The organism is Kitasatospora sp. NPDC093550 (genome assembly GCF_044764985.1).
Taxonomy (GTDB): Bacteria; Actinomycetota; Actinomycetes; order Streptomycetales; family Streptomycetaceae; genus Kitasatospora.
The window spans coordinates 225146-249914 of sequence record NZ_JBIWJF010000012.1; the positions used below are offsets into that span (position 1 = coordinate 225146).

Genomic DNA, 24769 nt, shown 5'->3' on the forward strand with positions numbered 1-24769 from the left:
TGTGACGTCCTGATCGAATGTCCGGATCGAACGTCCTGATCGAGGGGGAGCGAGCAACCGTGGACGGCATCCCACCCGAGCGCGTGGTGACCGACTCCTGGCCCGCCCTGCACGGCCGCCCGGTGCTGCGGCGCACCGTCGCCGTCGGTCTGGTGCTCTTCGTGTCCGTGGCCGCCGCCCTGGTGGTGCGCGGCGTCAACGCGCTCACCATCGGCGGGCCCGGCCACGAGACCGACCGCGACCGCGCCGAACGCCTGGCCGGCCTGCACCCCTCCCAGCACCCCGGCGTCGGCCGCTACTACGTCCCGGTCGGCGCCGTCTACACCCACACCTCCGACGGCGCCCCCGTCGCGTACCTGCACTACCGCCTCGGCGGCGGCAAGGCCCCGGGCGTCGGCGACTTCCTCAGCGCCTACGACCTCCCCGACCCCGGTCCCGCCGCCCCCCTCCCGGCGGACCTCGTGGCCGCCCTCGGCGGCGACGAGCCCGCCGAGGCCCCGGAGCTCCGGGAGGGGCCGTTCGGCGCGCCGTCCGCCGTGCCCACCACCGCCGTGCCCACCACCGCCGTGCCCACCACCGCCATGCCCACCGGCTCGGTGCCCACCACCCCGGCGCCGCTGCCCTCCGCCGCTGCGACGGCCTCGCCCACGGCCTCGGCCTCACCCAGGGCCTGCGCCTCACCCACCGAGGAAGGCCGCGCCCCCGCCCCCGCAGCGGACCCCGACGCCGATGCGGACGCGGACGAGGACGCCGCCCCCGCGCTCGGCCCCGGCCCCGGCCCCGGCCCCGGCGTGGTCCCCGCCCCGGCGGTCGTCGAGGAACCGCCCGTTCCCACTCCCGCCCCCACCCTGACCCCGACCGCGACGCCTGTGCCCACCCCGGCTCCCTCCGCCCGCCGCTTCTACGTCGCGACCATCCCGGGCGGCCTGCCCGGCGCCGCCGACATCTACATCCGCGCCACCGGCTGACCTCGGGCAAGGCTCACCCGTTCGGCCGTGAGCCGCGCGGACGCCGCTGCCCCGCCGAGCGGTGCTCGGCGGGGCAGCGGCGAGGGGATCGGGGCCGCGGTCAGCGGGTGGCCGCCGGGACCGGGACCGGGGTCGGGGCCGGGGCGGCGACCGCGTTCGGGGTGGCCGCCGGGGCCGGGATCCGGGCGGTGGCCGGGGCCCCGGCCGGGGTGCGGCGGGCGGGGGCCTGGCCGGCGACCAGGGCGCCGAGGGCCAGCAGGAGGCCGAGGACCTGCCAGGGGGTGAGGGTCTGGCCGAGGACGAGCAGGCCGCCGATGGTGGCGACGACCGGGTTGACCAGGCCGAGGAAGGAGGCCGGGCCGGCGCCGAGGTGCTCGATGCCGCGGAACCAGAGGACGTAGCCGAGGGCGGTGCTGAGGATGCCGAGGTAGGCGAAGCCGGTCAGGTTGGCGGCGCTCAGCGCGGGCGGCGCGCCCTCGACGATCGCGGCGAGCGGGACCAGGAAGACCGAGCCGGCGAGCAGCTGCCACGCGGTGAGATCGGCCAGGGTGGCACCCTCGGGGCGGCCCCAGCGCCGGGTGAGGACGGTGCCCATCGCCATCAGCGCGACGCCGGCGACCATCGCGGCGAGTCCGACGCCGTCCAGCTTCGCGCCGGCCTTGAGGACCAGCAGGGCCACCCCGGCGACCCCGACCAGTCCGGCGACCACCGCGCGCCGTCCGGGCCGTACGCCGAGCACGCCGATGGAGAACCCGGCGACGAGCAGGGGCTGGATCGCGCCGATGGTGGCCGCGACCCCGCCGGGCAGGCGGTACGCGCCGACGAACATGAGCGGGAAGAACAGCCCGATGTTGAGCATCCCGAGGACGGCGGCGCGCCCCCACCAGCGGCCCTTGGGCAGCTTGCGGCCGATCGCGAGCAGCAGCAGGCCGGCGGGCAGGGCGCGCAGCGCGGCGAGCAGCAGCGGGCGGCCCTCGGGCAGCAGCTGGGTGGTGACCAGGTAGGTGGTGCCCCACATCGCCGGGGCGAGGGCGGCGGTGACGGCGATTCCTGCGCGCTTGCGGTCCATGACGAGCGATCCCCTCAACGTTGACTATCTGAACGTTGAGATAAGTTCTACGCGTCTAAGTAGGTGAACGTCAAGTATGTGAAGGCTAAGATATTTACGAGAGCCGGCCGGATGACCGGCCCGGAGCCGGACGACCCCCCGGAAAGGCGGCAGACCATGGAGCAGCGCGACACCGTCGACGACATCGTCGAACAGTGGGCGAGGACCCGCCCCGACCTGAACCCCGAGGCCATGGGCCTGATCGGCCGGCTGCGGAGGCTCAACGCCCGGGTCGACGCCGCCCTGCGCGAGTACTTCACCACCTGCGGCCTGGACTCCTCCGAGTTCGACGTCCTGGCTACCCTGCGCCGCTCCGGCGAGCCCTACGAGCTCAACGCCCGCGCCCTGCTCAAGGCCGCCATGGTCACCTCCGGCGCCATCACCAACCGGGTCGACAAGCTCTCCGCCAAGGGCCTGGTCGAGCGCAACCCCTGCCCCGACGACCGCCGCGCCGTCCTGATCCGCCTCACCCCCGCGGGCAAGGAGCTGATCGACGGCGCCCTGGCCGGCCACGTCCGCAACGAGGAGCGACTGCTCGCCGCACTCGACGGCGGCGAGCGTGCCCAGCTCGACGGGCTGCTGCGCAAACTCCTCATCGCCCACGGGGACACCGAGGCGCTCCTCGACTGAGCCCGGCGGCCGCGCGGACGGGCGGGCGTGTCCAGCGCCCTCCCGCCCGCGTTAACCCCGGCGGAACCGCGCGGACGGCGCGCAGCCGCACCGGAGGAGACGCCCGATGAAGGACAGGACGCCGCGGGAGATCGCCGTCGACGACCAGCTGCGCGCCGCCGGCGCGGAGGGCGCCCAGTGGCTCGCCGCCGCCGGGTGGGGGACGCCGGTGAAGGTGCCGCTGCAGAACGCGGCCGCGTGGCAGCGGGAGACCAGGGCCCGGATGCTGGCCGCCCAGGAGGACGAGTCCTGCACCTGGTGCGACCACCTCCTCTACGGCAGCCCCCAGCCCGTCGTCGTCCACGCCGAGCACCCCACCCACCTGGTCTGCCGCTCCTGCTCCGTCGCCGCCCGCCCGCACCGCACCTGCCTGGACTGCGGGGAGCCGGCCGCCTCCGCATCCCCGGCCGACGGCCGCGAGGACGTCTTCATGGGCCCGGTCGCGATCTACACCCGGCTGCGCTGTGCCGCCTGCCACCGCGCCGACCCCCTGCGCGGCACCTTCGGCAACGGCCCCGTCGGCGACGGCCCCTTCGGCGACGGCCCCTTCGGCAACGACACCTGACGCACCGGGCCGGGCGCTCGGCCGTACGCGTGGATCAGCGGTACGCGATCAGCGCGTACCGCTCGTCCTCCACCGGGCCGCCCCACAGCCCGGCCTCCCCGTCGAGCGGCTCGACGCGCAGCTCGGACACCAGCGGCCGCACCGCTTCGGCGAGTTCCTCCGCCCCGACGCCGCCGCCCCACGGCAGCCGCTCCGCCCCGGCCGCGTACGGCACCACGGCCCGCCCGGCCTCGCGCCACCGGCCCTCGACCAGGACGAGCCGCCCGCCCGGGCGCAGCAGCCCCGCCCAGGTGCGCAGCGCCCGCTCCGGATCGGGCAGCGTCCAGACCAGGTGACGGGACAGCAGCACGTCGAAGCGCTCGCCCGGCACCGGAGGCGCCGCCGCGTCCCCCACCAGGAACCGCCCCGGCAGCCCCGCCGCCGCCAGCTTCGCCCGCGCCCGCGCGACCATCCGCGGCGCCAGGTCCACCCCGGTCACCCGGTGCCCGTCCGCGGCGAGCAACGCCGACAGCGATCCGGTGCCGCAGCCGACGTCGAGCACGTCCGACGCCGCGCCCGGCACCCACCCCCGCACCCGCCGCACCCACGCCGCCCGTACGGACGCCTCCCGCAACCCGTGGTCGGCCTCCTCGTCGAAGCCCTCGGCCGCCGCGTCCCAGTACTCGGCGATGCCGAACTCGGAATCCCTCATGCCGCGCATTGTCACCCCCGCCACCGACAAGCCGGCCGCCCGCGCGGCGCGCGTTCGACGTGCCGGGCGCGCGTCGCGGTCCGCGCACCGGCCCGTCCGTCCGCGCGCCTGTCCGTCCGCGCGCCTGTCCGTCCGCGCGCCCGTCCGTCCGGGCCCTGTCGGCAGTCGGCCGCCCGCCCGCGCGCTCACCCGCCGGACGCCGCCCGCGCGTAGGCGGCCCGCACCGCGGCGACCCGGGCGGCGACGGCCCGGGCGCACTCGGCGGCGGAGGTCCGCGAACTGTCCACGACCAGGTCGTACTCGACGCCCCGGTGCACCGCCTCCGCCTGCGCGGCGGCCATCCCGGCGACCCGGTCGCCGCGCGCGGCCTCCCGGGCGGCGGCCACCGCCGGCTCGCAGCGCACGCCGACCCAGAGCACCTCCAGGCCGGCCAGCGCGGCCCGCCAGCGGGCCTGCGAGGCGGTGGTGCCGAGGAAGACCTCGTCCACCACGATCCGGGCGCCGGCCCGGGCCATCGCCGCCACCCCGGCCGTCCAGGCGGCGTCCAGTTCGGCGAAGGCCGGCCCGACCTCGACCGTGCCGTCCCCGCCCGCCAGGCCGCCGATCCCCTCGCCGCCGTCCAGCAGCGCGGGCGGCAGCGCGCCGACCAGGGTGTCCGCGCCGAGGTGCAGCCACGGCTCGGGCAGCAGCTCCTGCAGGGCGCGGGCGATGCTCGACTTCCCGGAGCTGGAGCCGCCGTTGAGGACGATCACGTGCATGGGCGCATCCTAGGGTGCGCCGCCCGACCGCGCCCCGCCGCGCCCCGCCGTGCGCGGGCTCGCCTACCGGCCGCTCCCGTACGCCGCCGCGGCCGCCGCGAAGGCGGAGGCGAGCGCCGGTGCCCCGGCCCAGTGCAGGTGCAGGTAGGAGGCGTGCACGTTGCCGTGGGCGAAGCCCTCCGTGCGCGGCCCGGTCGGCAGGTGCCAGCCCCAGGCCGGGTGTTCGCCGGCACCCGGCTCGCAGACCGTCCGGTGGAACTCGTGGCCGCGCAGTCGGGTGCCGGCCGCCGCGAGCGGGGAGTCGTGCAGGGCGACGGCCTCCCGGTAGCCGAGGGTGAGGCGTTCGGTCATCCGGGCCTCGGCGGCCAGCACGCCGCACATCGGCAGGCCGTCCAACTCGCGCCCCAGATAGAGCAGTCCTGCGCACTCGGCGGCGATCGGCCCGCCGGAGGCGGCGAACGCGGCGATGGCCGAGCGCAGTTCGGCGTTGCCGCTCAACTCCCGGACGTACAGCTCGGGGAAGCCGCCGCCGATGACGAGCCCGGTGGTCCCGGCGGGCAGCGCGCCGGCGTGCAGCGGGTCGAAGGGGACCACCTCCGCCCCGGCCGCGCCGAGCAGTTCGGCGTTCTCGGCGTAGGAGAAGGAGAACGCCGCGCCGCCCGCCACCGCGATCCGGGGCCGCCCGGTGACCGGGGTGACCTCGGCCGTCGGGTCCCACGGCTCGGCGTCCAGGCCGGGGGCGGTCCGGGCGAGTTCCAGCAGGGCGTCCAGGTCGACGGAGGAGGCGACCAGGTCGCCCATGTCGGCGACCGCCTTCAGCGCCTCCGCCGAGCGCTCCACCGCCGGGATCAGCCCGAGGTGGCGGGAGGGCGTGGCGACCGCCGCGGAGCGCCGCAACGCGCCGAGCACCGGCACGCCGGAGCCCTCCTCCAGGGCCTCGCGCAGCAGCTGCTCGTGCCGGTCGGAGGCGACCCGGTTGAGGATCACCCCGGCGAGGCGGACCTCCGGGTCCCAGGAGGCGAAGCCGTGCACCAGCGCGGCCACCGAGCGGGACTGCGAGGAGCCGTCCACCACCAGCACCACCGGGGCCCGCAGCAGTTTGGCGACGTGCGCCGTGGAGGCCAGCTCCCCGCGCCCGGAGGCCCCGTCGAACAGGCCCATGACGCCCTCGACCACCGCGACGTCCGCCCCCGCCGCGCCGTGCAGGAACAGCGGGGCGATCCGCTCCGGGCCGCACAGGAAGGCGTCCAGGTTGCGGCCCGGACGCCCGGCGGCGAGCGCGTGGTAGCCCGGGTCGATGTAGTCCGGGCCGACCTTGTGCGGCGAGACCGCCAGCCCGCGCGCGGCGAGCGCCGCGATCAGGCCGGTGGCGACGGTGGTCTTGCCGGCGCCCGAGGAGGGCGCCGCGACGACGAGGCGGGGGACGGTGACCGACGGGCGGGGAACGCTGCCCGAGGGGCGGGGGACGGTGCTCAACGGCCTACCACTCGATACCGCGCTGGCCCTTGCGGCCGGCGTCCATGGGGTGCTTGACCTTGGTCATCTCGGTGACCAGGTCGGCGAAGCCGGTCAGCGCCTCGGGCGCGTACCGGCCGGTGATCACGACGTGCTGGCTGCCCGGACGGTCCTTGAGCACGGCCACCACCTCGTCCGCGTCGATCCACCCCCAGTGCATCGGGTAGGTGAACTCGTCGAGCACGTAGAAGCGGTAGGTCTCGGCCGCGAGGTCGCGCTTGACCTGCTCCCAGCCCTCCTTGGCCGCCTCCTCGCTGGACATCTCCTGCTCGGCGGAGCGCTGGATCCAGGACCAGCCGGAGCCCATCTTGTGCCAGTCGACGGTGCCGCCCTCGCCGGAGGCGCCGAGCACGCGCAGCGCGTTCTCCTCGCCGACCTTCCACTTGGCGGACTTCACGAACTGGAACACCCCGACCGACCAGCCCTGGTTCCAGGCCCGCAGCGCCATGCCGAACGCGGCCGTGGACTTGCCCTTGCCGGGGCCGGTGTGCACGGCGGTGATCGGCAGCGTACGGCGCTGGCGGGTGGTCAGGCCGTCGTCGGGAACACTCTCGGGGACGCCCTTGGGCATGGGTCAGGCCGCCTTTCGCATCGAAGCAGGGGACGTGGCACGACGGTTCTCGGAGCGGTGCGCGGACCGGTTCTCACGGACGAGCGATGCCACGCCCTCGGCGCGCAGTTCGTCCAGGCTGACGGCGCTGCCGCCGAGCTGTCCGGCCAGCGTGCGGGCCAGCCCCAGCCGGACCGGGCCGGACTCGCAGTCCAGCACCACGCTCGCGGTGCCCTGCGCCGCGAACAGCGCGGCCGCGCGGTGGGAGCGCGCGAGCGCGTCCCGTCCGCCGGTGGCCCGGCCGTCGGTCACCACGACCAGCAGCGGGCGCCGGCTCGGGTCGCGCAGCCGCTCGACCCGCAGCACCTCGTGGGCGCGCAGCAGTCCTTCGGCCAGCGGGGTCCGTCCGCCGGTGGGCAGCGACTCCAGCCGGGCCGCGCCGACCTCCACCGAGGAGGTGGGCGGCAGCGCCAGTTCGGCGTGGGCGCCGCGGAAGGTGATCATGCCGATCTTGTCGCGCCGCTGGTAGGCGTCCGTCAGCAGGGACAGCACGGCGCCCTTGACGGCGGTCATCCGCTGCCGGGCGGCCATCGAGCCGGAGGCGTCGACCACGAACAGCACCAGGTTGGACTCCCGCCCCTGGCGCACCTGTTCGCGGAAGTCGTCCTTCCGCAGCACCAGCGCCCGGCCGCCCCGCCCGCGCGCCACCTGGTGCGGCGCGGCGGCCTGCAGGGTCGCGGTGAGGTGCAGCCGGCCGAGCGCGCCCTGCGGGCGGCGGGAGCGGATGGTGTGCCCGCCGGTGGTCTCGGCGGGGGAGCGGCGGCCCTGGGCGCCGTGGCCGGTGCCGCGGACGGTGAACAGCTTGGTGCGGTACGGGTCGCCGGCCGCGACCGGCGCCGACTCCCGCGCGGGGGAGGGGTGCTGGGCGGGTACGGGCTGCTGCGGCCGGTCGTCCCCGCCCGCCGGGGGCGCCTCGGTGTCCCCGGCACCGGGTTCGGGGGCGGACGTCTCCGGGACGCCGCCGCCGTCGGACGGCTCGGGCGCACCGCCGCCGCCCGGACCGCCGTCGCCGCCGTCCGGGCCGTCCCCGTCCGGGTCGCCGCCGTCGGGACCGTCGCCCTCGGGCTCCGGGTCGGGCTCCGGCTCCTGCGCGTGCTCCTCCAGCGTCCGCTCCAGCTGCTCCTCGTCCAGCCCGGGCGCGTCGAAGGGGTTGCGGCGGCGGCGGTGCGGCAGCGCCAGCCGGGCGGCCCGGCGGACGTCCTCCTCCAGCACCTCGTCGCGCCCGTCCCAGGCGGCGAGCGCGACGGCGGTGCGGGCCATCACGATGTCCGCGCGCAGGCCGTCCACCTCGAACGCGGCACACACGGCGGTGATCTGACGCAGCGCCACGTCGGTCAGCCGCACCTGCGGCAGCAGTTCCCGCGCGGCGGTGATGTGCGCGGCGAGCGCCCGCTCCTCCTCGGCGAACCGCGCGGCGAAGCCGGCCGGGTCCGCGTCGTACGCGAGCCGCCGACGGACCACCTCGGCGCGCTCGGCCGGGTCCCGGGTCGCGGCGATCTCGACGGTCAGGCCGAACCGGTCGAGCAGCTGCGGCCGCAGCTCGCCCTCCTCCGGGTTCATCGTGCCGACCAGCAGGAACCGGGCCGCGTGCCGGACGGAGACGCCCTCGCGCTCGACGTAGGAGCGGCCCATCGCGGCGGCGTCCAGCAGCAGGTCCACCACGTGGTCCTGGAGCAGGTTGACCTCGTCGATGTAGAGCACGCCGCGGTGCGCCTTGGCGAGCAGCCCGGGCTCGTAGGCCTTGACGCCCTCGGCCAGCGCGCGCTCCAGGTCGAGCGAGCCGACGATCCGGTCCTCGGCCACGCCGACCGGCAACTCGACCAGTTGGGAGGGCCGTTCGTGGCTCCCGGCGGCGGAGTGCGGCCCGTCCGGGCACTGCGGGTCGGGCGCGGCCGGGTCGCAGGCGAAGCGGCAGCCGTCCACGGCGGCGATGGACGGCAGCAGGCCGGCCAGCGCGCGCACCATGGTGGACTTCGCGGTGCCCTTCTCGCCGCGCACCAGCACGCCGCCCACGGCCGGGGAGACCGCGTTCAGCAGCAGCCCGAGCCGCAGGTCGGCCATGCCGACGATCGCGGTGAACGGATAGCGGACGTCAGTCATGCGTCACTCCCAGGTGCCCCGGGCGCCAGGAACGGCAGCGATCCGGCCGCCGGTACCCCGCCCTCGATCAGCTTCCACAGCGCGTCGGTGTCCGCGTGCTCCTCGATCAGGTCGCCCAGCCGGTCCAGCCGGGCCTCGCGCGCCGCGGCGAAGGAGGTGTCCGGCGCCGGGACGAACGCCCGTCCGGACAACTCGGCGACCTCGCGCAGGAGTTCGCGGCGGAAACCGTCGTTCTCCAGCGCGCCGTGCCAGGTCGTGCCCCAGACCGCCCCCACCCGGCAGCCGTCCAGGCCCCGCCCCCGGCCGTCGGAGAAGAACGTCTCCCCGCCCTCCACGGCCACCACCCCGTGGTGGATCTCGTAGCCCTCGACCCGCTGCCCGTAGGCCTCGCCGACCGGCCGGGCGAGCACCTTCTCGGCGCCGAACCGCACGTGCGTCGGCAGCAGCCCCAGTCCGTCGACGGCGCCCGCCTTGGACTCCACCTCGTCGACGATCCCGCGCGCCAGCATCTGGTAGCCGCCGCACACCCCGAGGACCGGCCGCCCGGCCGCCGCCCGCGCCTTCAGCACCGGCTCCAGGCCGCGCTCGCGCAGCCAGGCGAGGTCCGCCACGGTGGCCCGGGTGCCGGGCAGCACCACCAGGTCCGCGTCGGCGAGCTCCTCCGGCCTGGTGGCCCAGCGCACCAGGACGCCCGGCTCCTGCGCCAGCGCGTCCAGGTCGGTGAAGTTGGACAGCCGGGGGAAGCGCACCACGGCCACCCGCAGCACGTCCGCGCCGAGCGGCCCGCGCCCGTCCACCCGGTCCACCACCGTGGACAGGTCCAGCGAGTCCTCGGCGTCCAGCCACAGCCCGGGCAGCATCGGCAGGGTGCCCAGCACCGGACGGCCGGTCAGCCCGTGCAGCATCTCCAGCCCGGGCGCGAGCAGCCGGGCGTCGCCGCGGAACTTGTTGACGAACCAGCCCGCCACGTGCCGCTGGTCCTCCGCCGACAGCAGCGCCAGCGTCCCGTACATCGCCGCGAACACGCCGCCCCGGTCGATGTCCCCGACCACCACCACCGGCAGCCCGGCGGCCGTGGCCAGGCCCATGTTGGCGATGTCCCGGTCCCGCAGGTTGATCTCGGCGGGCGATCCGGCGCCCTCGCAGACCACCACCTCGTAGCGCCGGCGCAGATCGGCCAGGCACTCCAGCGCGCGCTCCAGCAGGACGGGCTTGCGCTCGCGGTAGTCCAGCGCGCCCACCTCGGCGACCGGCTTGCCCAGCAGCACCACCTGGCTGCGGCCGTCCGCGCCGGGCTTCAGCAGCACCGGGTTCATCGCCGCCTCCGGCTCCACCCGGGCGGCCTGCGCCTGCATCGCCTGGGCGCGGCCGATCTCGGCCCCGTCGGCGGTGACGAAGGAGTTCAGCGACATGTTCTGCGCCTTGAACGGCGCGACCCGCACGCCCTGGCGGGCCAGCCAGCGGCAGATGCCCGCCGTCACCACGCTCTTGCCCGCGTCCGAGGTCGTCCCGGCGACCAGCAGCGCGTTGCTCATGCCCCACCCCTCCTCGTGCGGAACGCCCTGAGCGCCAGATGCCCCGCGACCGTCGTACCCAGTGCCAGCGCGCCCACCCGCCGGGAGAGCGCGCAGGCCCGCTCGATGTCGTCGACCGTCACCGGCCGCAGCTCCGCGCCCAGCACCGGCCGGTGCTCCACCCTCGTGCCGTACTGCAGCGTGCCGCCCAGCCGTACGCCCACCGCGCCGGCGAACGCCGACTCCGCCTGACCCGCGTTCGGGCTCGGGTGCGCGGAGCCGTCGCGCCGCCAGACCCGCCAGGCCGTACGGGGGTGCGGGGCGGCGGCGACGGTCAGCAGCGCGGTCAGCCGGGCGCCCGGCCAGCCCGCCACGTCGTCCAGCCGGGCCGAGGCCCAGCCGAACCGGGCGTGGCGCGGCGAGCGGTGACCCACCATCGCGTCCAGGGTGTTCACGGCGCGGAAGGCCAGCAGACCGGGCGTGCCCGCCAGGGTGCCCCAGACCAGCGCGTTCACCACGGCGTCGGCGGTGTTCTCGGCGACCGACTCGACCACCGCGCGGGCGATCTGCTGTTCGTCCAGCGCGCTCGGGTCCCGTCCGCACAGGTGCGGCAGCCGCTCCCGGGCGGCGGCCAGGTCGCCGTCCTTCAGCGAGCGGCCGATGGTGCGGGCCTCCCGGGTCAGCGAGGTGCCGCCGAGCACCGTCCAGGTCGCGGCCGCGGCCAGCGCCGCCCGGCCCAGCGGGCGCCGGCCCACCGTACGGTCCAGGGCGAGCGCGCCCGCCGCGACGGCGCCCACGCACAGCGCCGTGTACCCGGCCCCGGCCGCCCGGTGGTCACGCCACAGCCGGCGCTCCAGCCGGGCCGCGGCGCCGCCGAAGACCGCCACCGGGTGGCCCCGGCGCGGGTCGGCGAAGCGGGCGTCGGCGGCGTAGCCCGCGACGGCGCCCAGCGCGAACGCGGCGGCGCGGGCCGGCGGACGGGCCGAGGCGCGGGCCGGGGGAAGGATCGAGGGGCGCGGGGTCAGCGCACGGGCGGTCATCGGCCGCACGGCGGAAGGCAGCTCGGGGTCCGGCCGGGCGGGGCAGCCTGCATCGCGTGCGTGTCCTCACTCAGGGTCCGCGCCCTGGGTCGACGTAACGGGGGCGAGAGTCTCCTGGCTTCCGGGTCGGACGCACCCCCGGGGCCTTCCAGCGGCTTCCGACGGCCCGCCGTGGCGATAGTTCCGAGCGTGCTCCCCGGTGACAGTGGCGGGACCGCGCCGGACTCGCACCGGCTTCCTCTCCATGCCTCCGATTGGCCTCAGGATCCCATCACGCGCCCGAACCGGGAGTCAACCGAGGTCACGGAGGGGTTGGTCACACGGGGGCCGCGGCCCGGGACCGCCTGACAGCCTGTGGGATCGCCCAGCGGAGCGCCGCCCCGGTACCGGCCGCTTCGTGCGTTCGGTCGGTGGGGGCGCGCCCCGCTCCGCGCCTACGTTCGGGGGCATGCGCCGCAGAAAGTCCCCCGCCGCCCCGCCCCCGGTGCCGTTCTCGCCCGCAGCCGCCCGCTCCCACCGGTCAGGCCTCGGCCTGACCCCCGAACAGGTCGCGGAGGGCATGGCCGCGCACGGCGTCCGGCTGCTGCCCGGCCACGTCCTCGCCTGGGAGAACGGCCAGCTGCGCCCCGGTGAAACGGAGTTCATCGCCCTCGCCCGCGCCCTCTGGTGCCCCGCCGTCCAGCTGATGGACACCCGCCCCGTGCTGCTGCGCGACCACCGGGTCGCCCGCGAACTCCCGCAGAGCACCGTCGCCGAACGCACCGGCACCACCCTCGCCGCCTACCAGCGGGCCGAACTGACCGGGCAGTGGGAGGGCGACGAGGACCAGACCGCCGCCCTCGTCCAGGTCCTCGGTCTGAGCCTGCCCGAGCTCGTCGTGGCCACCGGTCACGAGGAGGCCCTGGAAAGCCTGCTCCGCCAGTGCGTCGGCGGCCGCTGGCAGCCCCAGCTCCGCGCCCTCGCCCGGATCGTCCCCGCCCCCACCGAGGCGCTCTCCGCCGTCCTCGCCACCCTCCACCAGGAACACCACGTCCCCACCCACTGGGGCAGCAGCACCCGCGCCACCCAGGCCCCCACCACCGACGACCTCGTCCCCCGCTTCTGGCACCTCCTCGGCATCGAGACGGCCGCCGAGACCCCCTGACCGCCCCGCCCCGCGAAGCCCCCCGCCCCGCGAAGCCCCCCGCCCCGCGAAGCCCCCCGCCCCGCGAAGCCCCCCGCCCCGCGAAGCCCCCCGCCCCCGGCCCGACCCCGCCCTCGATCCGGCCCGCTCTCGACCCGACCCCGCCCCGCCCCGCCACGAGTGCCCCGGACGGCCCAGCCCGGTGGCCGGGCGGGCGGGGCGCCGGTGGACTGGTGCACGAACACCGTCCGGTCCGTGACCAACAGAGCGGGGATCGATATGCGCTGGGGAACCGCCGCCGCCGTGGCGGCCGCCGCCGTCGGGACCGGGGCCGTCGTCCTGGTGATCGGCCGCCGGGCCTCCGAGCGGATGGTGCGTCCGCCCACCGCCGTCCAGGAGTCCGGGCCGGTCCTGGTCAAGAGCCTCGGCGCGGGCCGGGTCACCTTCACCCGCGGCCCCGGGAGCCTGCGCCCCGGGCGCTGGGCGGTCGAGTGGGGCGACGACGGCCACGCGGTGGTCGAGGAGGTCCTGCACAGCGACGAGCAGGGCGTCACGCGCCGGCTGGTCCGCGCCGACCAGGGCACCCTCGCGCCCGGCACCGAGGTCCGCTTCACCCCGCGCGTCCACCTCGGCGACCCCACCCGGGCGCTCGGCCTCGCCTACACGGACACCGTCGTCGACGGCGAACTCGGCGACCTCCCCGCCTGGCACCTGGAGGGCAAGCGCGGCACCTGGGTGATCCTGGTCCACGGCCCGGAGGCCGACCGCGGGCAGACCCTCCCGGTCCTGCCGGTGCTCGACCGGCTGGCCCTGCCCGTCCTCGCCGTCACCTACCGCGGCGACGAGGGCGCCCCCGCCTCCCCGGACGGGTACAGCCACTTCGGCGAGACCGAGTGGCGCGACGTCGAGGCGGCGGTACGGCTGGCGCTCGACAACGGGGCGAGCCGGGTGATCCTGTACGGCTGGTCGGTGGGCGCCACCATGGTCCTGCAGACGGCGGCCCGCTCCGCCTGGTCGCACGCCGTCAGCGGCCTGATCCTCGACTCGCCGGTCCTCGACCTGCCGGGCTCCGCCCGCCGCGACGCCGAACGGCACGGCTTCCGCGGGGCCGTCGCCGAACTCGGCGTCCTGGCCGCCCAGGGCCGCACCGGCGTCGACCTGGCCGACTTCTCCCGCATCGCCGAGGGCGCCGACCTGCGGGTGCCGACCCTCCTGCTGCACAGCCCGGACGACCGGATCTCCCCGTTCCGCAGCGCCCGACGCCTCGCCGCCGCCCGCCCCGACGTGGTCAACCTCCAGCCCTTCCCCGGTGGCGACCACGCCACCCTCTGGAACAGCGCGCCGGACCACTACACCGAACTCCTGCGTCGCTGGCTCACCCCCCTGCTCTGAGCGAGCCCGGGCCCCGGGACCGTCGGCGCGCCGCCCCGGTGGGGTCCCGCCGCAGGCGTCCCAGCCGCACCGGAAGTCGGACCCGCCGACTTCCCGCGCCGCGAGATCGGCCGGTCCGCCCCGCCATCCGTCCGGATTCCGGCTGGACAGCCCCACCGTTCCTCGAGGGTGCCGATGGCGTCCGTGGGGCTGGCGGTCCGGTCAAGGGCACATTGTGACCCCTGCCGTCGACGCCGTTGGCTACACTCCGTCACCACGCGAACGGGCCCCGCAACCGTCCCGGCTCACCTGGCATGGGCAGGCCACACGTTTCCGGCCAGGCGGTTTGCCACTGTTGCCCGATCTTGCGGAGGTGCCGCAGCCGGTCGCCCGGTCGTACGGGCAACCGGATGTGACAGAAGGCCGGTACAAGGGGAAGACTGCTCGACGTGACGTCTCGGAACCCGCGCGACCGTGATGCCCCGCTCCCGCCGACGATCGGTACCGGTGCGACGGTGACCCGTCTCCCAGGTACGGCCAACCGGCCCGCCGGTGGCAGGCCGGGCGTGGCGGGTGTACCCCGTAACGGCGTACCCCGGCGGCGGGGGCCCGCGCCGGCTCCCGGACGGGGCCGGGTTCCCGTGCCCGAGGGCTTCCCGGCACCGGCCGAGCTGGCTCCGCTGGCCCGCCGGATGCTGGTGGACGCCGTCCGGATCGCCCGCTGGGCCGGGGAGCTGGAGGAGGTCGACAAGCGCGGCGAGCTGCTCCCGGAGGACGCCCGTGCGGCGGGCCGGGCGCTGGCCATGACCGTCGGCGCCGCCGCCAAGGCCTGGGGGCAGGCGCTCCTGGTCGGTCTGGTGGAGGCCCGGGACACCGGGGCCGGCCCCGGTTGGCGGCTGCACGCCTGGGAGCACGACGACGAGGCCGTGGTGCGCGGCTGGTCGGCGCTGTTCGACGCCTGGACCCTGCTCGCCCCGGTGCCGCCCGCCGCGCTGCGCGGCGTGTTCGCGCTGCTGGCCGGACAGGCCGTGGACCAGGCCCCGCAGCTGCTCTCCTTCCTGCACCTGGTGGACGGACCGGTGGCCGAGAGCGAGCTGCTGGAGCTGCTGCGCCGCGGCCTGGACGAGCGCCGGGTCGGCGGCGGGGCCGGGGGCCCCGGCCTGTCGCCGGTGCCGCACGCCGCCTCCGCGGTGTCCGCGGTCCGCGGCACCTGCCGGGAGCCGCAGATCGACACCCCGCCCGCGCCCTCGGACGTCGCCGCCGTCCTGGACTGGATGCTGGACGGCCTGGCGGCCGTCGGCGCCCTGACGCGCAGGAACGACGCCGCCGAGCTCTCGCCGCTCGGCCACTGGGCGGTGCGGGCGAAGCTGGAGGAGATCTGCACCGTCGCGCAGACCGCCGCCGGGCACATCGAGCAGAGCGCCTTCGAGCTGCTGAACGCCTGTGCCGACTACTCGCCGGGCCCGGCCCGGGCCGAGTACCGCGCCTGGGTCGCGGCCCGTCCGGCGGACCGGGCGGTGGCCGAGCTGCTGGAGGCGGCGCAGGGCGACGACGCGCTGGTGCGCGGGCTGGCCTTCGAGGCGCTGCGGGTGGCCGGCGGGCCGGCCGAGCAGGCGGTGCGGGCGTCGGTGGACCAGCCGGTGCTGCGCCCGTACGCGCTGCTGTGGCTGGCGGAGCGCGCGGACGAGGGGGTCTCGCCGGCGGACGTGCTGGGCGCGGAGGACGCGGCCTGGCTCTGGGTGGACACGGCGGCCGCGGTGCTCGACCACGGTGAGACCGAGCTGCTGGTGGGCCACGTCGAGGGAGCCTCGGCGGGCGACCCGGTGCGGCTGTTCGCCCGGGCCCGGCAGTCCGGCCACCCGCGGGCGGCCTCGGTGCTGACGGCGGTCTCGGGCGTGCACCCGGACCCGGGCGTGGCCCGGGCGGCCCGCCGCTCGGCCTTCAGCGTCCACACCGGCGGCGCGTAGCCCCGGCGGAGCGCCCGTCGCGACGCGCCACCGCGACGCGCCACCTCGACGCTCCCTCGCGACAATGCGGAAGGGCCCGGAACCGATCGGTTCCGGGCCCTTCCGCATGTCGAGCGGGCTCAGCCGAGCCGCGACTCCGCCCGCCGGGCGCGGACGTCGCCGACCTTCTGCCCCACCTTGCGGCGGATGACCAGCAGCGGTGCCATCGCGGCCAGCGTGATCTGGGCGAACGCGCCGACGTGCATCAGCTTGTCACCGCCCGGCAGGCCGGTGGCCCAGGCGGCCAGGCAGCCGATGGAGACCACGATCCAGCAGAGCGTGGCGGTGGCCAGCAGCCCCTGCGGCTTCGGGTACTCGATCCGGCTGACCATCAGGTACGCGGCGCCGAAGATGGCGAGCAGACCGGGCAGGAACGGCGGGTCGAGCAGCACGATGGCGATCACCGTCATCGCGCCCATCGGGCAGGGCATGCCCTGGAACACCCCGGGCCGCATCTTGACGGCCGAGAAGCGGGCCAGCCGCAGGACGACCGCGAGCAGCACGGTCAGCGCGATGAGCGCCGAGAGCTTGCTGTTGGAGCCCTGGGAGACCATGCCCCAGACCGCGACGAAGTAGGCCGGCGCGATGCCGAAGCTGATCAGGTCCGCGAGGTTGTCCAGTTCCGCTCCGAGGGCGGAGGAGCGCAGCTTGCGCGCCACCAGGCCGTCGAAGAGGTCGCACATCGAGCCGATCAGCAGCAGCGTGACCGCGGTGGCGGCGCTGTGCCGGTCCGGAGCGGCGTCCGGGTTGGTGATGTGCGGGACGAGGACCCCGGTGGTGATCGAGTAGATCGCCAGGAAGCCGCAGACGGCGTTCCCCAGGGTCAGGAAGTCGGCGGTGGACAGGTGCTGAGGAGAGCGCGGGGCGCGCAGCTCGCGGTCGCGCGCCCAGCGGCGGCGGCGCAGGGCCGTCTCCTCGTCGTCCAGGCCGACGATTGTCTCAGGATCAGTCACGGTCAAGGCGCGTCACCCCGGCTGTGGTCTTCTGGCCGACCTCGACGCCGACCTCGACGCCGGCCGGCAGGTAGGTGTCGACCCGGGACCCGAACCGGATCAGACCGATCCGGTCGCCCTGCTCGACCTTGGTTCCGGCGGCCACGTACGGCACGATGCGGCGGGCCACGGCCCCCGCGATCTGGACCATCTCGATGTCGCCGAGCTCGGTGTCGAAATGCCAGACGACCCGCTCGTTCTGGTCGCTGTCCTTGTTGAACGCGGGGACGAAGCCGCCCGCGACGTGCTCGACCGACGTCACCGTGCCCGGCAGGGGCGCGCGGTTGACGTGGACGTTGAGCGGGCTCATGAAGATCGCGACCCGGGTGCGGCCGTCCGGCCAGGCGTCGATGCTCTGCACCACGCCGTCGGCGGGGGAGATCACTCTGCCCGTGCCGATCTCACGCTCGGGGTCGCGGAAGAACCACAGCATGCCCGCGCTGAGCGCACAGGCCGGTACCGCCGCCAGGGCCCACTTGCCGCTGCGCCGGGTGAGGGCGGTGGTCACGGCGGCCGTGGCGAGGGTGGGGACGAACCAGGGGGTGGCTCCGCGCGCGATGGTCACGCGGGGTCGCCGACCGGCCGTCGTGGGTGCGAGGGCATCGCGGTCCGTGACGGAGGTGTGAGGGGACGGGCTGATGGGCATCGAAGACCTTTGTCGCGGGGGATCATGGCCGCTGGACGGGGGCCACCGCGGGATCGGTAATAGAAGGGACGGCTTGCTGTCCCGGTGGATGCTATCGGGAGCACACGGTGGGTGGGCAACCCGCCTGCTCGTTCATGTGTCCGGTGGGAGCGCGTCCGCGCGTCCCGCCTCTACGACCGTAGCTCGACCCGGTCCGGTTCCCAAGGGACCGGACAGGGCTGGTGAGACTTGTCTCAACGGCCGCACCGGCGGAACCCGCCGGAGGAAACGGCCGGGGTGGCCGGAAGAAGGTGTGCGGAAGCGGCCGCAGGGCGCGTTGTCGCAGCTGTACGCCCTACGGCCGCTTCCGGAGGGCCGTGCCGGACCCTGGCGGACCAGGCCGGGCCCGTGACGGGGCACGGCGCTCCGCCGGGACGGGCCCGCACGCCCGTCGACCGGCGGTTCGAGGGGGCCGCCCGGCGAGGCGATCGCTCGGCGGGCGGCCCGGGGATCACTCGGCGATCCGGTACTCCTCCAGGAGCCGGCGTCCGACGATCATCTTCTGGATCTCCGCAGTACCTTCACCGATGAGCAGCATCGGGGCCTCGCGGTAGAGGCGCTCGATCTCGTACTCCTTGGAGAAGCCGTAGCCGCCGTGGATGCGGAAGGCGTCCTCGACGACCTCCTTGCAGTACTCGGAGGCGAGGTACTTCGCCATGCCGGCCTCGAGGTCGTTGCGCTCCCCGCCGTCCTTCTTGCGGGCGGCCATGACCATCATCTGGTGGGCGGCCTCGACCTTGGTGGCCATCTCGGCGAGCTTGAACTGGATGGCCTGGTGCTCGGCGATCTTCTTGCCGAAGGTCGAGCGCTGCTGGGCGTAGGAGATGCCCAGCTCGAAGGCGCGGCGGGCGACGCCGCAGCCGCGGGCGGCGACGTTGACGCGGCCGACCTCGACGCCGTCCATCATCTGGTAGAAGCCCTTGCCCGGGACACCGCCGAGGATCCGGTCGGCCGGGATCCGGACGTCCTGCAGCACCAGCTCGGTGGTGTCGACGCCCTTGTAGCCCATCTTCTCGATCTTGCCGGGCACGGTCAGGCCGGGAACCCCGGGGTTCGGGCCGAAACCGGCCTCCTTCTCGATCAGGAAGGTGGTCATGTTCTTGTACGGGGTGTTGCCGCCCTCGTCGGTCTTGCAGAGGACCGCGACCAGGGTGGAGGTGCCGCCGTTGGTGAGCCACATCTTCTGGCCGTTGAGGACGTAGAAGTCGCCGTCCTTGACGCCCTTGGTGGAGATGGCCGAAACGTCGGAGCCGAGGCCGGGCTCGGACATCGAGAAGGCGCCGCGGATTTCGCCGGCCGCCATCTTCGGCAGGAAGTAGTCCTTCTGCTCCTGGGTGCCGTGGGCGTTGATCATGTGCGCCACGATGAAGTGGGTGTTGACGATGCCGGAGACCGACATCCAGCCGCGGGCGATCTCCTCGACCACCAGGGCGTAGGTGAGCAGCGACTCGCCGAGGCCGCCGTACTCCTCGGGGATGGTGAGGCCGAAGAGGCCCAGCTGCTTCATGCCCTCGACGATGGCGGAGGGGTACTCGTCCTTGTGCTCCAGCTCGGTCGCGACCGGAATGATCTCCTTGTCGACGAAATCCCGCACGGTGGCGAGGATGTCCCGCTGGATCTCGGTGAGGCCGTCGGTCTGTGCGAGGCGTCCCATCGTGCGGCTCCGAAAATGTCTGAAGAAGGCGGGGGGGGGGGGATTGCGGGGGCCCTGCCGGCGTGGCTGCGGCAGCAGGGCCCCCGTTACCGGGTGGGGGTCGGCCGATGACGGCGGCCTGCCCCTCCGGGGTCTCCTGTGAAGGGGAGAGGTTCAGGAGAGGGGGGTCGGGCGGCCGGGCTGCTCGCCGCCGCGCTCCTTGATGTACGTCTCGGTCGGCACCATCACCTTGCGGCGGAAGACGCAGACGACCGTGCCGTCCTGCTTGTAGCCCTTGGTCTCGACGTAGACGATGCCGCGGTCGTCCTTGGACTTGGACGGCCACTTGTCGAGGACGGTGGTCTCGCCGTAGATGGTGTCGCCGTGGAAGGTCGGCGCGACGTGGCGCAGCGACTCGATCTCCAGGTTGGCGATCGCCTTGCCGGAGACGTCCGGGACGGACATGCCGAGCAGCAGCGAGTAGATGTAGTTGCCCACCACGACGTTCTTGCCGAAGTCCGTCGTCTTCTCCGCATAGTTGGTGTCCATGTGGAGCGGGTGGTGGTTCATGGTGAGGAGACAGAAGAGGTGGTCGTCGTACTCGGTGACCGTCTTCCCGGGCCAGTGCTTGTAGACCGCGCCGACCTCGAACTCCTCGTAGGTGCGTCCGAACTGCATGGCTCAGGCCCTCAGCTTTCCGGGATCTCGAACTTGGTGGTGCGCTCCATGCCGGCGGCCCGGCCCTTGCCGGCGATGACCAGGGCCATCTTGCGGCTGGCCTCGTCGATCATCTCGTCGCCGAGCATCGCGGAGCCCTTGGCGCCGCCCGCCTCGGAGGTGCAGTAGTCGTAGGCGTCGAGGATCAGCTCGGCGTGGTCGTAGTCCTCCTGCGAGGGCGAGAAGATCTCGTTCGCGGCGGCGACCTGGTCCGGGTGCAGCACCCACTTGCCGTCGAAGCCGAGGGCGGCCGAGCGGCCGGCGACCTCGCGGTAGCCGTCGGCGTTGCGGATCTGCAGGTAGGGGCCGTCGATGGCCTGCAGGTCGTTGGCGCGGGCGGCCATCAGGATGCGCATCAGGATGTAGTGGTAGGCGTCGGCGCCGTAGCCGGGCGGCTGCTCACCGACCACCAGGGACTTCATGTTGATCGAGGCCATGAAGTCGGCGGGGCCGAAGATGATGGTCTCCAGCCGGGGCGAGGCCTCGGCGATCGCGTCGACGTTGATCAGGCCCTTGGCGTTCTCGATCTGCGCCTCGATGCCGATCTTGCCGACCTCGAAGCCCATGGTCTTCTCGATCTGGGTGAGCAGCAGGTCGAGCGCCTTGACCTGCTCGGCGTCCTGGACCTTGGGGAGCATGATGCAGTCCAGGTTGGGGCCGGCGCCCTCGACCACGGTGATCACGTCGCGGTAGGTCCAGTGGGTGGTCCAGTCGTTGACCCGGACGACCTTGGTCTTGCCGCCCCAGTCGCCGTTGTTGAGGGCGTCGACGATGTTGTGGCGGGCGCTCTCCTTGACCAGCGGGGCGCAGGCGTCCTCCAGGTCGAGGAAGACCTGGTCGGCCGGGAGGCCCTGGGCCTTCTCCAGGAAGCGCGGGTTGCTGCCCGGTACGGCGAGGCAGGAGCGGCGCGGGCGCAGGCGGTTCACGGTTGTCATGGGGGTGGTTCTGTCCTTCCCAGTGGTCAGCTGGTGGTCGCGGGTGCGGGCGTCCAGGGCTGGAGCTTGTTGGCCAGCCGGATCTCGTCCACGATCCGGCCGATGATGGTGGTGATGCCGAAGTCCTTCGGGGTGAACACGGCGGCGACGCCGGCGGCCTTGAGGGCCTCGCCGTCCGCTGCCGGGATGATGCCACCCACGATCACCGGGACATCCTGCACCCCGGCGCGCTCCAGGCGCTTGAGGACGTCGGGCACCAGCTCGCAGTGCGCGCCGGAGAGGATGGACAGGCCCACGCAGTGGACGTCCTCCGCGACGGCGGCCGAGACGATCTGCTCCGGGGTCAGCCGGATCCCCTGGTAGACCACCTCGAACCCGGCGTCGCGGGCCCGGACGGCGATCTGCTCGGCGCCGTTGGAGTGCCCGTCCAGGCCGGGCTTGCCGACCAGCAGGCGCAGCTTGCCGGCGCCCAGCTCCGCGGCGGTCGCGGCGACCGCGGCGCGGACCTGCTCCAGCTCCCCGCCGGGCTCGGCGGCCACGGCGACGGGTGCGCCGCCGACGCCGGTGGGGGCGCGGTACTCGCCGAAGACCTCGCGCAGGGCGAAGGACCACTCGCCGGTGGTGACGCCGGCCCGGGCGCAGGCGAGCGTGGCCGGCATCAGGTTGGCCTCGGTGGCGGCGACGGCCTTGAGCTCGGCCAGCGACTCCTGGACGGCGGCCTCGTCGCGCTGTCCGCGCCAGGCCTCCAGGGCGGCGAGCACGGACCGCTCGGAGGCCGGGTCGACCACCATGATCGCGGTGTCGAGGTCGGCGGTGAGCGGGCTGGGCTCGGTGGTGTCGAAGCAGTTGACCCCGACGATCTTGTCCTCACCGGACTCGATCCGGGCCCGGCGGGCGGCGTGCGAGGCGACCAGGTTGGACTTCAGGTAGCCGGACTCGACGGCCGGGATGACCCCGCCCATCTCCAGCACCTTGGCGATCTCCGCCTCCGCGCCGGCCAGCAGCGCGGCGGTCTTGGCCTCGATCACCTCGGAGCCGTTGAAGATGTCGCCGTACTCCAGCAGGTCCGACTCGTACGCCAGCACCTGCTGGATGCGCAGCGACCACTGCTGGTCCCAGGGCCGGGGCAGGCCGAGCGCCTCGTTCCAGGCGGGCAGCTGGACGGCCCGGGCGCGGGCGTCCTTGGAGAGGGTGACGGCCAGCATCTCCAGGACGATCCGCTGGACGTTGTTCTCCGGCTGGGCCTCGGTCAGGCCGAGGGAGTTGACCTGGACGCCGTAGCGGAAGCGGCGCTGCTTCGGGTCCGTCACGCCGTAGCGCTCCAGGGTGACCTTCTCCCAGAGCCGGGCGAAGGCGCGCATCTTGCACATCTCCTCGACGAAGCGCACGCCGGCGTTCACGAAGAAGGAGATCCGGGCGACCACGTCGCCCATCCGCTCGGCCGGCACCTGGCCGGAGTCGCGGACGGCGTCGAGCACCGAGATGGCGGTGCACATCGCGTACGCGATCTCCTGGACGGGCGTGGCGCCGGCCTCCTGCAGGTGGTAGCTGCAGATGTTGATCGGGTTCCACTTGGGGATGTTGCCGACGGTGTAGGCGATCATGTCCGTGATCAGCCGCACCGACGGGCCGGGCGGGAAGACGTGCGTCCCGCGCGACAGGTACTCCTTGACGATGTCGTTCTGGGTGGTGCCGGTGAGCTTGGCGATGTCCGCGCCCTGCTCCTCGGCGACCACCTGGTAGAGCGCCAGCAGCCACATCGCGGTGGCGTTGATCGTCATGGAGGTGTTGGTCTGTTCGAGCGGGATGCCGTCGAACAGGGTGCGCATGTCGCCGACGTGGCCGACCGGGACGCCGACCCGGCCCACCTCGCCGCGGGCGAGGATGTGGTCGGAGTCGTAGCCGGTCTGGGTCGGCAGGTCGAAGGCGACGGACAGGCCGGTCTGGCCCTTCGCCAGGTTCCGCCGGTAGAGCGCGTTGGAGTCGCTCGCGGTGGAGTGGCCGGCGTAGGTGCGCATCAGCCAGGGGCGGTCGCGCTTCTGGGGGTCAGTCATCGGATCCGTCTCACACGTTCCGGAAGCGGTTGATGGAGCCGAGGTGCTTGGCGCGCAGCTCCTCGTCGCGGACGCCGAGGCCCTCCTCGGGGGCCAGGCAGAGCACGCCGACCTTGCCCTGGTGCTTGTTGTGGTGCACGTCCAGGGCGGCCTGGCCGGTCTCCTCCAGGGAGTAGACCTTGGACAGGGTCGGGTGGATCTTGCCCTTGGCGATCAGGCGGTTGGCCTCGAAGGCCTCGCGGTAGTTCGCGAAGTGCGAGCCGACGATCCGCTTGAGCGACATCCACAGGTACCGGTTGTCGTACTGGTGCATGTAGCCGGAGGTGGAGGCGCAGGTGACGATGGTGCCGCCCTTGCGGGTGACGTACACCGAGGCGCCGAAGGTCTCGCGGCCCGGGTGCTCGAAGACGATGTCCACGTCCTCGCCGCCGGTGAACTCGCGGATCTTGGAGCCCAGGCGCTTCCACTCGCGCGGGTCCTGGTTGTTCTCGTCCTTCCAGAACCGGTAGCCCTCGGCGGAGCGGTCGATGATCGCCTCGGCGCCCATGGCGCGGCAGATCTCGGCCTTGGCCTCGCTGGAGACCACGCAGATCGGGGTGGCGCCGCCGGCCAGCGCGTACTGGGTGGCGTACGAGCCGAGGCCGCCGCTGGCGCCCCAGATCAGCACGTTGTCGCCCTGCTTCATGCCGGCGCCGTTGCGCGAGACCAGCTGGCGGTAGGCGGTGGAGTTGACCAGGCCGGGGGAGGCGGCCTCCTCCCAGGTGAGGTGCTTCGGCTTGGGCAGCAGCTGGTTGGTCTTCACCAGCGCGATCTGGGCCAGGCCGCCGAAGTTGGTCTCGAAGCCCCAGATGCGCTGCTCCGGGTCCATCATCGTGTCGTTGTGGCCGTCCGGGGACTCCAGCTCGACCGAGAGGCAGTGGGCGACGACCTCGTCGCCCGGCTTCCAGGAGTTGACGCCGGCGCCGGTGCGCAGCACCACGCCCGCGAGGTCGGAACCGAGCACGTGGTACGGCAGGTCGTGGCGCTTGGTGAGCGGCGACAGCCGGCCGTAGCGCTCCAGGAAGCCGAAGGTGGACACCGGCTCGAAGATCGAGCTCCACACGGTGTTGTAGTTCACCGAGCTGGCCATGACGGCGACCAGGGCCTCGCCGGGGCCCAGCTCGGGCAGGGCGACCTCGTCGAGGTGAAGGGACTTGCGGGGGTCCTTGTCGCGGCTGTCGAGGCCCGCGAACATCTGCTCCTCGTCCTTGTGGAGCGTCACCGCTCGGTAGGACTCGGGGAGCTTGATCGCCGCGAAGTCCGCCGACGTGCTGTCGGTGCTGAGGATCGCGTCGAGGATTTCCTGCATGGCTGCCTCCGAAGGCGTACCTGTGTGAGGGTCACAGGGCGTCTGGGGGAGCCGGGAGCGGACACCGGCTTCGCTGAGGTGGGTGGTGGGTGGGTCAGGCTGGGCGCCCGGTGTGGACCGGGCCGTGCTGGCTCTGCTCCCGGGGTGTGGGAACGCCGGACGAGGCGCGCCGAGGTGGGGAGCCGCGGCGCCGCGACTGGTGGGTAACAAGGTAGTGGCACCCTGTGCCACTCGTAAAGACACCGGGTGTCAGGAATTCCGGCGGGCCGAAACGGGCCGAAACGCCGCTCTACGCGCGCTGCCCGGGCATGCGGAAGGCCCGCGCCGGAGAATCGGCGCGGGCCTTCCATACCGCTCTGACCTGCGG

21 protein-coding genes and 1 riboswitch are annotated in these 24769 nt (G+C 74.4%); of the genes, 6 read left to right on the forward strand and 15 right to left on the reverse strand.

The annotated features are described in order from the left end of the window. Positions 1–17: 17 nt before the first annotated feature. On the forward strand, positions 18–968 hold the full coding sequence (locus tag ACIRD3_RS21175) for a hypothetical protein (RefSeq protein WP_402218730.1): 951 nt from the start codon (positions 18–20) through the stop codon (positions 966–968). Positions 969–1068: 100 nt separating this feature from the next. Here the strand turns inward: ACIRD3_RS21175 and ACIRD3_RS21180 are convergent, their stop codons facing one another. Continuing rightward, positions 1069–2037 carry an EamA family transporter gene (locus ACIRD3_RS21180; RefSeq protein ID WP_402218732.1) on the reverse strand — a complete coding sequence of 323 codons (969 nt, stop codon included), beginning with the start codon at positions 2035–2037 and terminating at the stop codon, positions 1069–1071. A 156-nt stretch (positions 2038–2193) separates the two neighbouring features. Here ACIRD3_RS21180 and ACIRD3_RS21185 point away from each other — a divergent pair, with 156 nt between their 5' ends. Next, entirely contained in the window at positions 2194–2706 is a 513-nt protein-coding gene (locus ACIRD3_RS21185) for a MarR family winged helix-turn-helix transcriptional regulator (RefSeq protein WP_402218734.1), read from the forward strand. A gap of 106 nt (positions 2707–2812) precedes the next feature. Further along, positions 2813–3310, forward strand: coding sequence for a hypothetical protein (locus tag ACIRD3_RS21190; RefSeq protein WP_402218737.1), 498 nt, complete (start codon positions 2813–2815; stop codon positions 3308–3310). A gap of 34 nt (positions 3311–3344) precedes the next feature. Here ACIRD3_RS21190 and ACIRD3_RS21195 read toward each other — a convergent pair whose 3' ends face one another. From ACIRD3_RS21195 to ACIRD3_RS21225, 7 genes are all read right to left on the reverse strand, one after another. After that, the gene (locus ACIRD3_RS21195) at positions 3345–4001 is read right to left on the reverse strand and encodes a class I SAM-dependent methyltransferase (protein ID WP_402218738.1); all 657 of its coding nucleotides are present in this window, start codon (positions 3999–4001) and stop codon (positions 3345–3347) included. A gap of 185 nt (positions 4002–4186) precedes the next feature. Further along, positions 4187–4753 carry a chloramphenicol phosphotransferase CPT gene (gene cpt, locus ACIRD3_RS21200; RefSeq protein ID WP_402218870.1) on the reverse strand — a complete coding sequence of 189 codons (567 nt, stop codon included), beginning with the start codon at positions 4751–4753 and terminating at the stop codon, positions 4187–4189. A 69-nt stretch (positions 4754–4822) separates the two neighbouring features. After that, a complete protein-coding gene (locus ACIRD3_RS21205) occupies positions 4823–6235 on the reverse strand; it encodes a cobyrinate a,c-diamide synthase (RefSeq protein ID WP_402218741.1) in 1413 nt (470 codons plus the stop codon). A gap of 4 nt (positions 6236–6239) precedes the next feature. Continuing rightward, on the reverse strand, positions 6240–6845 hold the full coding sequence (cobO, locus tag ACIRD3_RS21210; protein WP_402218743.1) for a cob(I)yrinic acid a,c-diamide adenosyltransferase: 606 nt from the start codon (positions 6843–6845) through the stop codon (positions 6240–6242). A 3-nt stretch (positions 6846–6848) separates the two neighbouring features. Further along, positions 6849–8984: a putative cobaltochelatase gene (locus ACIRD3_RS21215; protein ID WP_402218745.1), complete on the reverse strand. Its 2136-nt coding sequence runs from the start codon at positions 8982–8984 to the stop codon at positions 6849–6851. Then, positions 8981–10519, reverse strand: a complete 1539-nt coding sequence (locus ACIRD3_RS21220) for a cobyric acid synthase (RefSeq protein WP_402218747.1) — start codon at positions 10517–10519, stop codon at positions 8981–8983. The genes ACIRD3_RS21215 and ACIRD3_RS21220 overlap by 4 nt, the downstream gene beginning before the upstream one ends. Continuing rightward, positions 10516–11538, reverse strand: a complete 1023-nt coding sequence (locus ACIRD3_RS21225) for a cobalamin biosynthesis protein (protein WP_402218750.1) — start codon at positions 11536–11538, stop codon at positions 10516–10518. Before ACIRD3_RS21225 ends, ACIRD3_RS21220 begins: the two co-directional genes overlap by 4 nt. A 107-nt stretch (positions 11539–11645) precedes the next feature. Further along, a riboswitch (cobalamin riboswitch) is annotated at positions 11646–11780 on the reverse strand. Positions 11781–11986: 206 nt separating this feature from the next. Here ACIRD3_RS21225 and ACIRD3_RS21230 point away from each other — a divergent pair. The 3 genes from ACIRD3_RS21230 to ACIRD3_RS21240 all read left to right on the forward strand — a co-directional run bounded on the left by ACIRD3_RS21230 (position 11987) and on the right by ACIRD3_RS21240 (position 15999). Then, positions 11987–12682 carry a helix-turn-helix domain-containing protein gene (locus tag ACIRD3_RS21230; protein WP_402218752.1) on the forward strand — a complete coding sequence of 232 codons (696 nt, stop codon included), beginning with the start codon at positions 11987–11989 and terminating at the stop codon, positions 12680–12682. A gap of 234 nt (positions 12683–12916) precedes the next feature. After that, positions 12917–14053 (forward strand): alpha/beta hydrolase family protein, encoded by a 1137-nt coding sequence (locus ACIRD3_RS21235; protein WP_402218754.1) that lies wholly within the window; start codon positions 12917–12919, stop codon positions 14051–14053. Between the two features lie 620 nt (positions 14054–14673). Beyond that, positions 14674–15999, forward strand: a complete 1326-nt coding sequence (locus ACIRD3_RS21240) for a hypothetical protein (RefSeq protein WP_402218756.1) — start codon at positions 14674–14676, stop codon at positions 15997–15999. A 119-nt stretch (positions 16000–16118) separates the two neighbouring features. On the opposite strand, the gene ACIRD3_RS21245 is transcribed toward ACIRD3_RS21240, so the two are convergent. From ACIRD3_RS21245 to ccrA, 7 genes are all read right to left on the reverse strand, one after another. Further along, entirely contained in the window at positions 16119–16997 is an 879-nt protein-coding gene (locus tag ACIRD3_RS21245) for a CDP-alcohol phosphatidyltransferase family protein (protein WP_402218759.1), read from the reverse strand. Beyond that, positions 16984–17676 carry a phosphatidylserine decarboxylase gene (locus ACIRD3_RS21250; RefSeq protein WP_030242068.1) on the reverse strand — a complete coding sequence of 231 codons (693 nt, stop codon included), beginning with the start codon at positions 17674–17676 and terminating at the stop codon, positions 16984–16986. Before ACIRD3_RS21250 ends, ACIRD3_RS21245 begins: the two co-directional genes overlap by 14 nt. 490 nt (positions 17677–18166) lie before the next feature. Continuing rightward, on the reverse strand, positions 18167–19369 hold the full coding sequence (locus ACIRD3_RS21255; protein WP_402218761.1) for an acyl-CoA dehydrogenase family protein: 1203 nt from the start codon (positions 19367–19369) through the stop codon (positions 18167–18169). Positions 19370–19522: 153 nt separating this feature from the next. Next, positions 19523–20026 carry a MaoC family dehydratase gene (locus ACIRD3_RS21260; RefSeq protein WP_402218763.1) on the reverse strand — a complete coding sequence of 168 codons (504 nt, stop codon included), beginning with the start codon at positions 20024–20026 and terminating at the stop codon, positions 19523–19525. Between the two features lie 11 nt (positions 20027–20037). Beyond that, complete coding sequence (locus tag ACIRD3_RS21265; protein ID WP_402218766.1) at positions 20038–21000, reverse strand: HpcH/HpaI aldolase/citrate lyase family protein; 963 nt, start codon at positions 20998–21000, stop codon at positions 20038–20040. 26 nt (positions 21001–21026) lie between these two features. Further along, a complete protein-coding gene (locus tag ACIRD3_RS21270) occupies positions 21027–23054 on the reverse strand; it encodes a protein meaA (protein WP_402218768.1) in 2028 nt (675 codons plus the stop codon). A 10-nt stretch (positions 23055–23064) separates the two neighbouring features. Continuing rightward, positions 23065–24402, reverse strand: a complete 1338-nt coding sequence (gene ccrA / locus ACIRD3_RS21275) for a crotonyl-CoA carboxylase/reductase (RefSeq protein WP_402218770.1) — start codon at positions 24400–24402, stop codon at positions 23065–23067. Positions 24403–24769 lie beyond the last annotated feature (367 nt).

Bases quoted from the DNA above. Each gene is read 5' to 3' on its own strand.
- ACIRD3_RS21175 (WP_402218730.1), top strand. From the start codon at position 18: ATGTCCGGATCGAACGTCCTGATCGAGGGGGAGCGAGCAACCGTGGAC.
- ACIRD3_RS21180 (WP_402218732.1), bottom strand. From the start codon at position 2,037: ATGGACCGCAAGCGCGCAGGAATCGCCGTCACCGCCGCCCTCGCCCCG.
- ACIRD3_RS21185 (WP_402218734.1), top strand. From the start codon at position 2,194: ATGGAGCAGCGCGACACCGTCGACGACATCGTCGAACAGTGGGCGAGG.
- ACIRD3_RS21190 (WP_402218737.1), top strand. From the start codon at position 2,813: ATGAAGGACAGGACGCCGCGGGAGATCGCCGTCGACGACCAGCTGCGC.
- ACIRD3_RS21195 (WP_402218738.1), bottom strand. From the start codon at position 4,001: ATGAGGGATTCCGAGTTCGGCATCGCCGAGTACTGGGACGCGGCGGCC.
- cobO (WP_402218743.1), bottom strand. From the start codon at position 6,845: ATGCCCAAGGGCGTCCCCGAGAGTGTTCCCGACGACGGCCTGACCACC.
- ACIRD3_RS21215 (WP_402218745.1), bottom strand. From the start codon at position 8,984: ATGACTGACGTCCGCTATCCGTTCACCGCGATCGTCGGCATGGCCGAC.
- ACIRD3_RS21220 (WP_402218747.1), bottom strand. From the start codon at position 10,519: ATGAGCAACGCGCTGCTGGTCGCCGGGACGACCTCGGACGCGGGCAAG.
- ACIRD3_RS21225 (WP_402218750.1), bottom strand. From the start codon at position 11,538: ATGACCGCCCGTGCGCTGACCCCGCGCCCCTCGATCCTTCCCCCGGCC.
- ACIRD3_RS21230 (WP_402218752.1), top strand. From the start codon at position 11,987: ATGCGCCGCAGAAAGTCCCCCGCCGCCCCGCCCCCGGTGCCGTTCTCG.
- ACIRD3_RS21250 (WP_030242068.1), bottom strand. From the start codon at position 17,676: ATGCCCATCAGCCCGTCCCCTCACACCTCCGTCACGGACCGCGATGCC.
- ACIRD3_RS21255 (WP_402218761.1), bottom strand. From the start codon at position 19,369: ATGGGACGCCTCGCACAGACCGACGGCCTCACCGAGATCCAGCGGGAC.
- ACIRD3_RS21260 (WP_402218763.1), bottom strand. From the start codon at position 20,026: ATGCAGTTCGGACGCACCTACGAGGAGTTCGAGGTCGGCGCGGTCTAC.
- ACIRD3_RS21265 (WP_402218766.1), bottom strand. From the start codon at position 21,000: ATGACAACCGTGAACCGCCTGCGCCCGCGCCGCTCCTGCCTCGCCGTA.
- ACIRD3_RS21270 (WP_402218768.1), bottom strand. From the start codon at position 23,054: ATGACTGACCCCCAGAAGCGCGACCGCCCCTGGCTGATGCGCACCTAC.
- ccrA (WP_402218770.1), bottom strand. From the start codon at position 24,402: ATGCAGGAAATCCTCGACGCGATCCTCAGCACCGACAGCACGTCGGCG.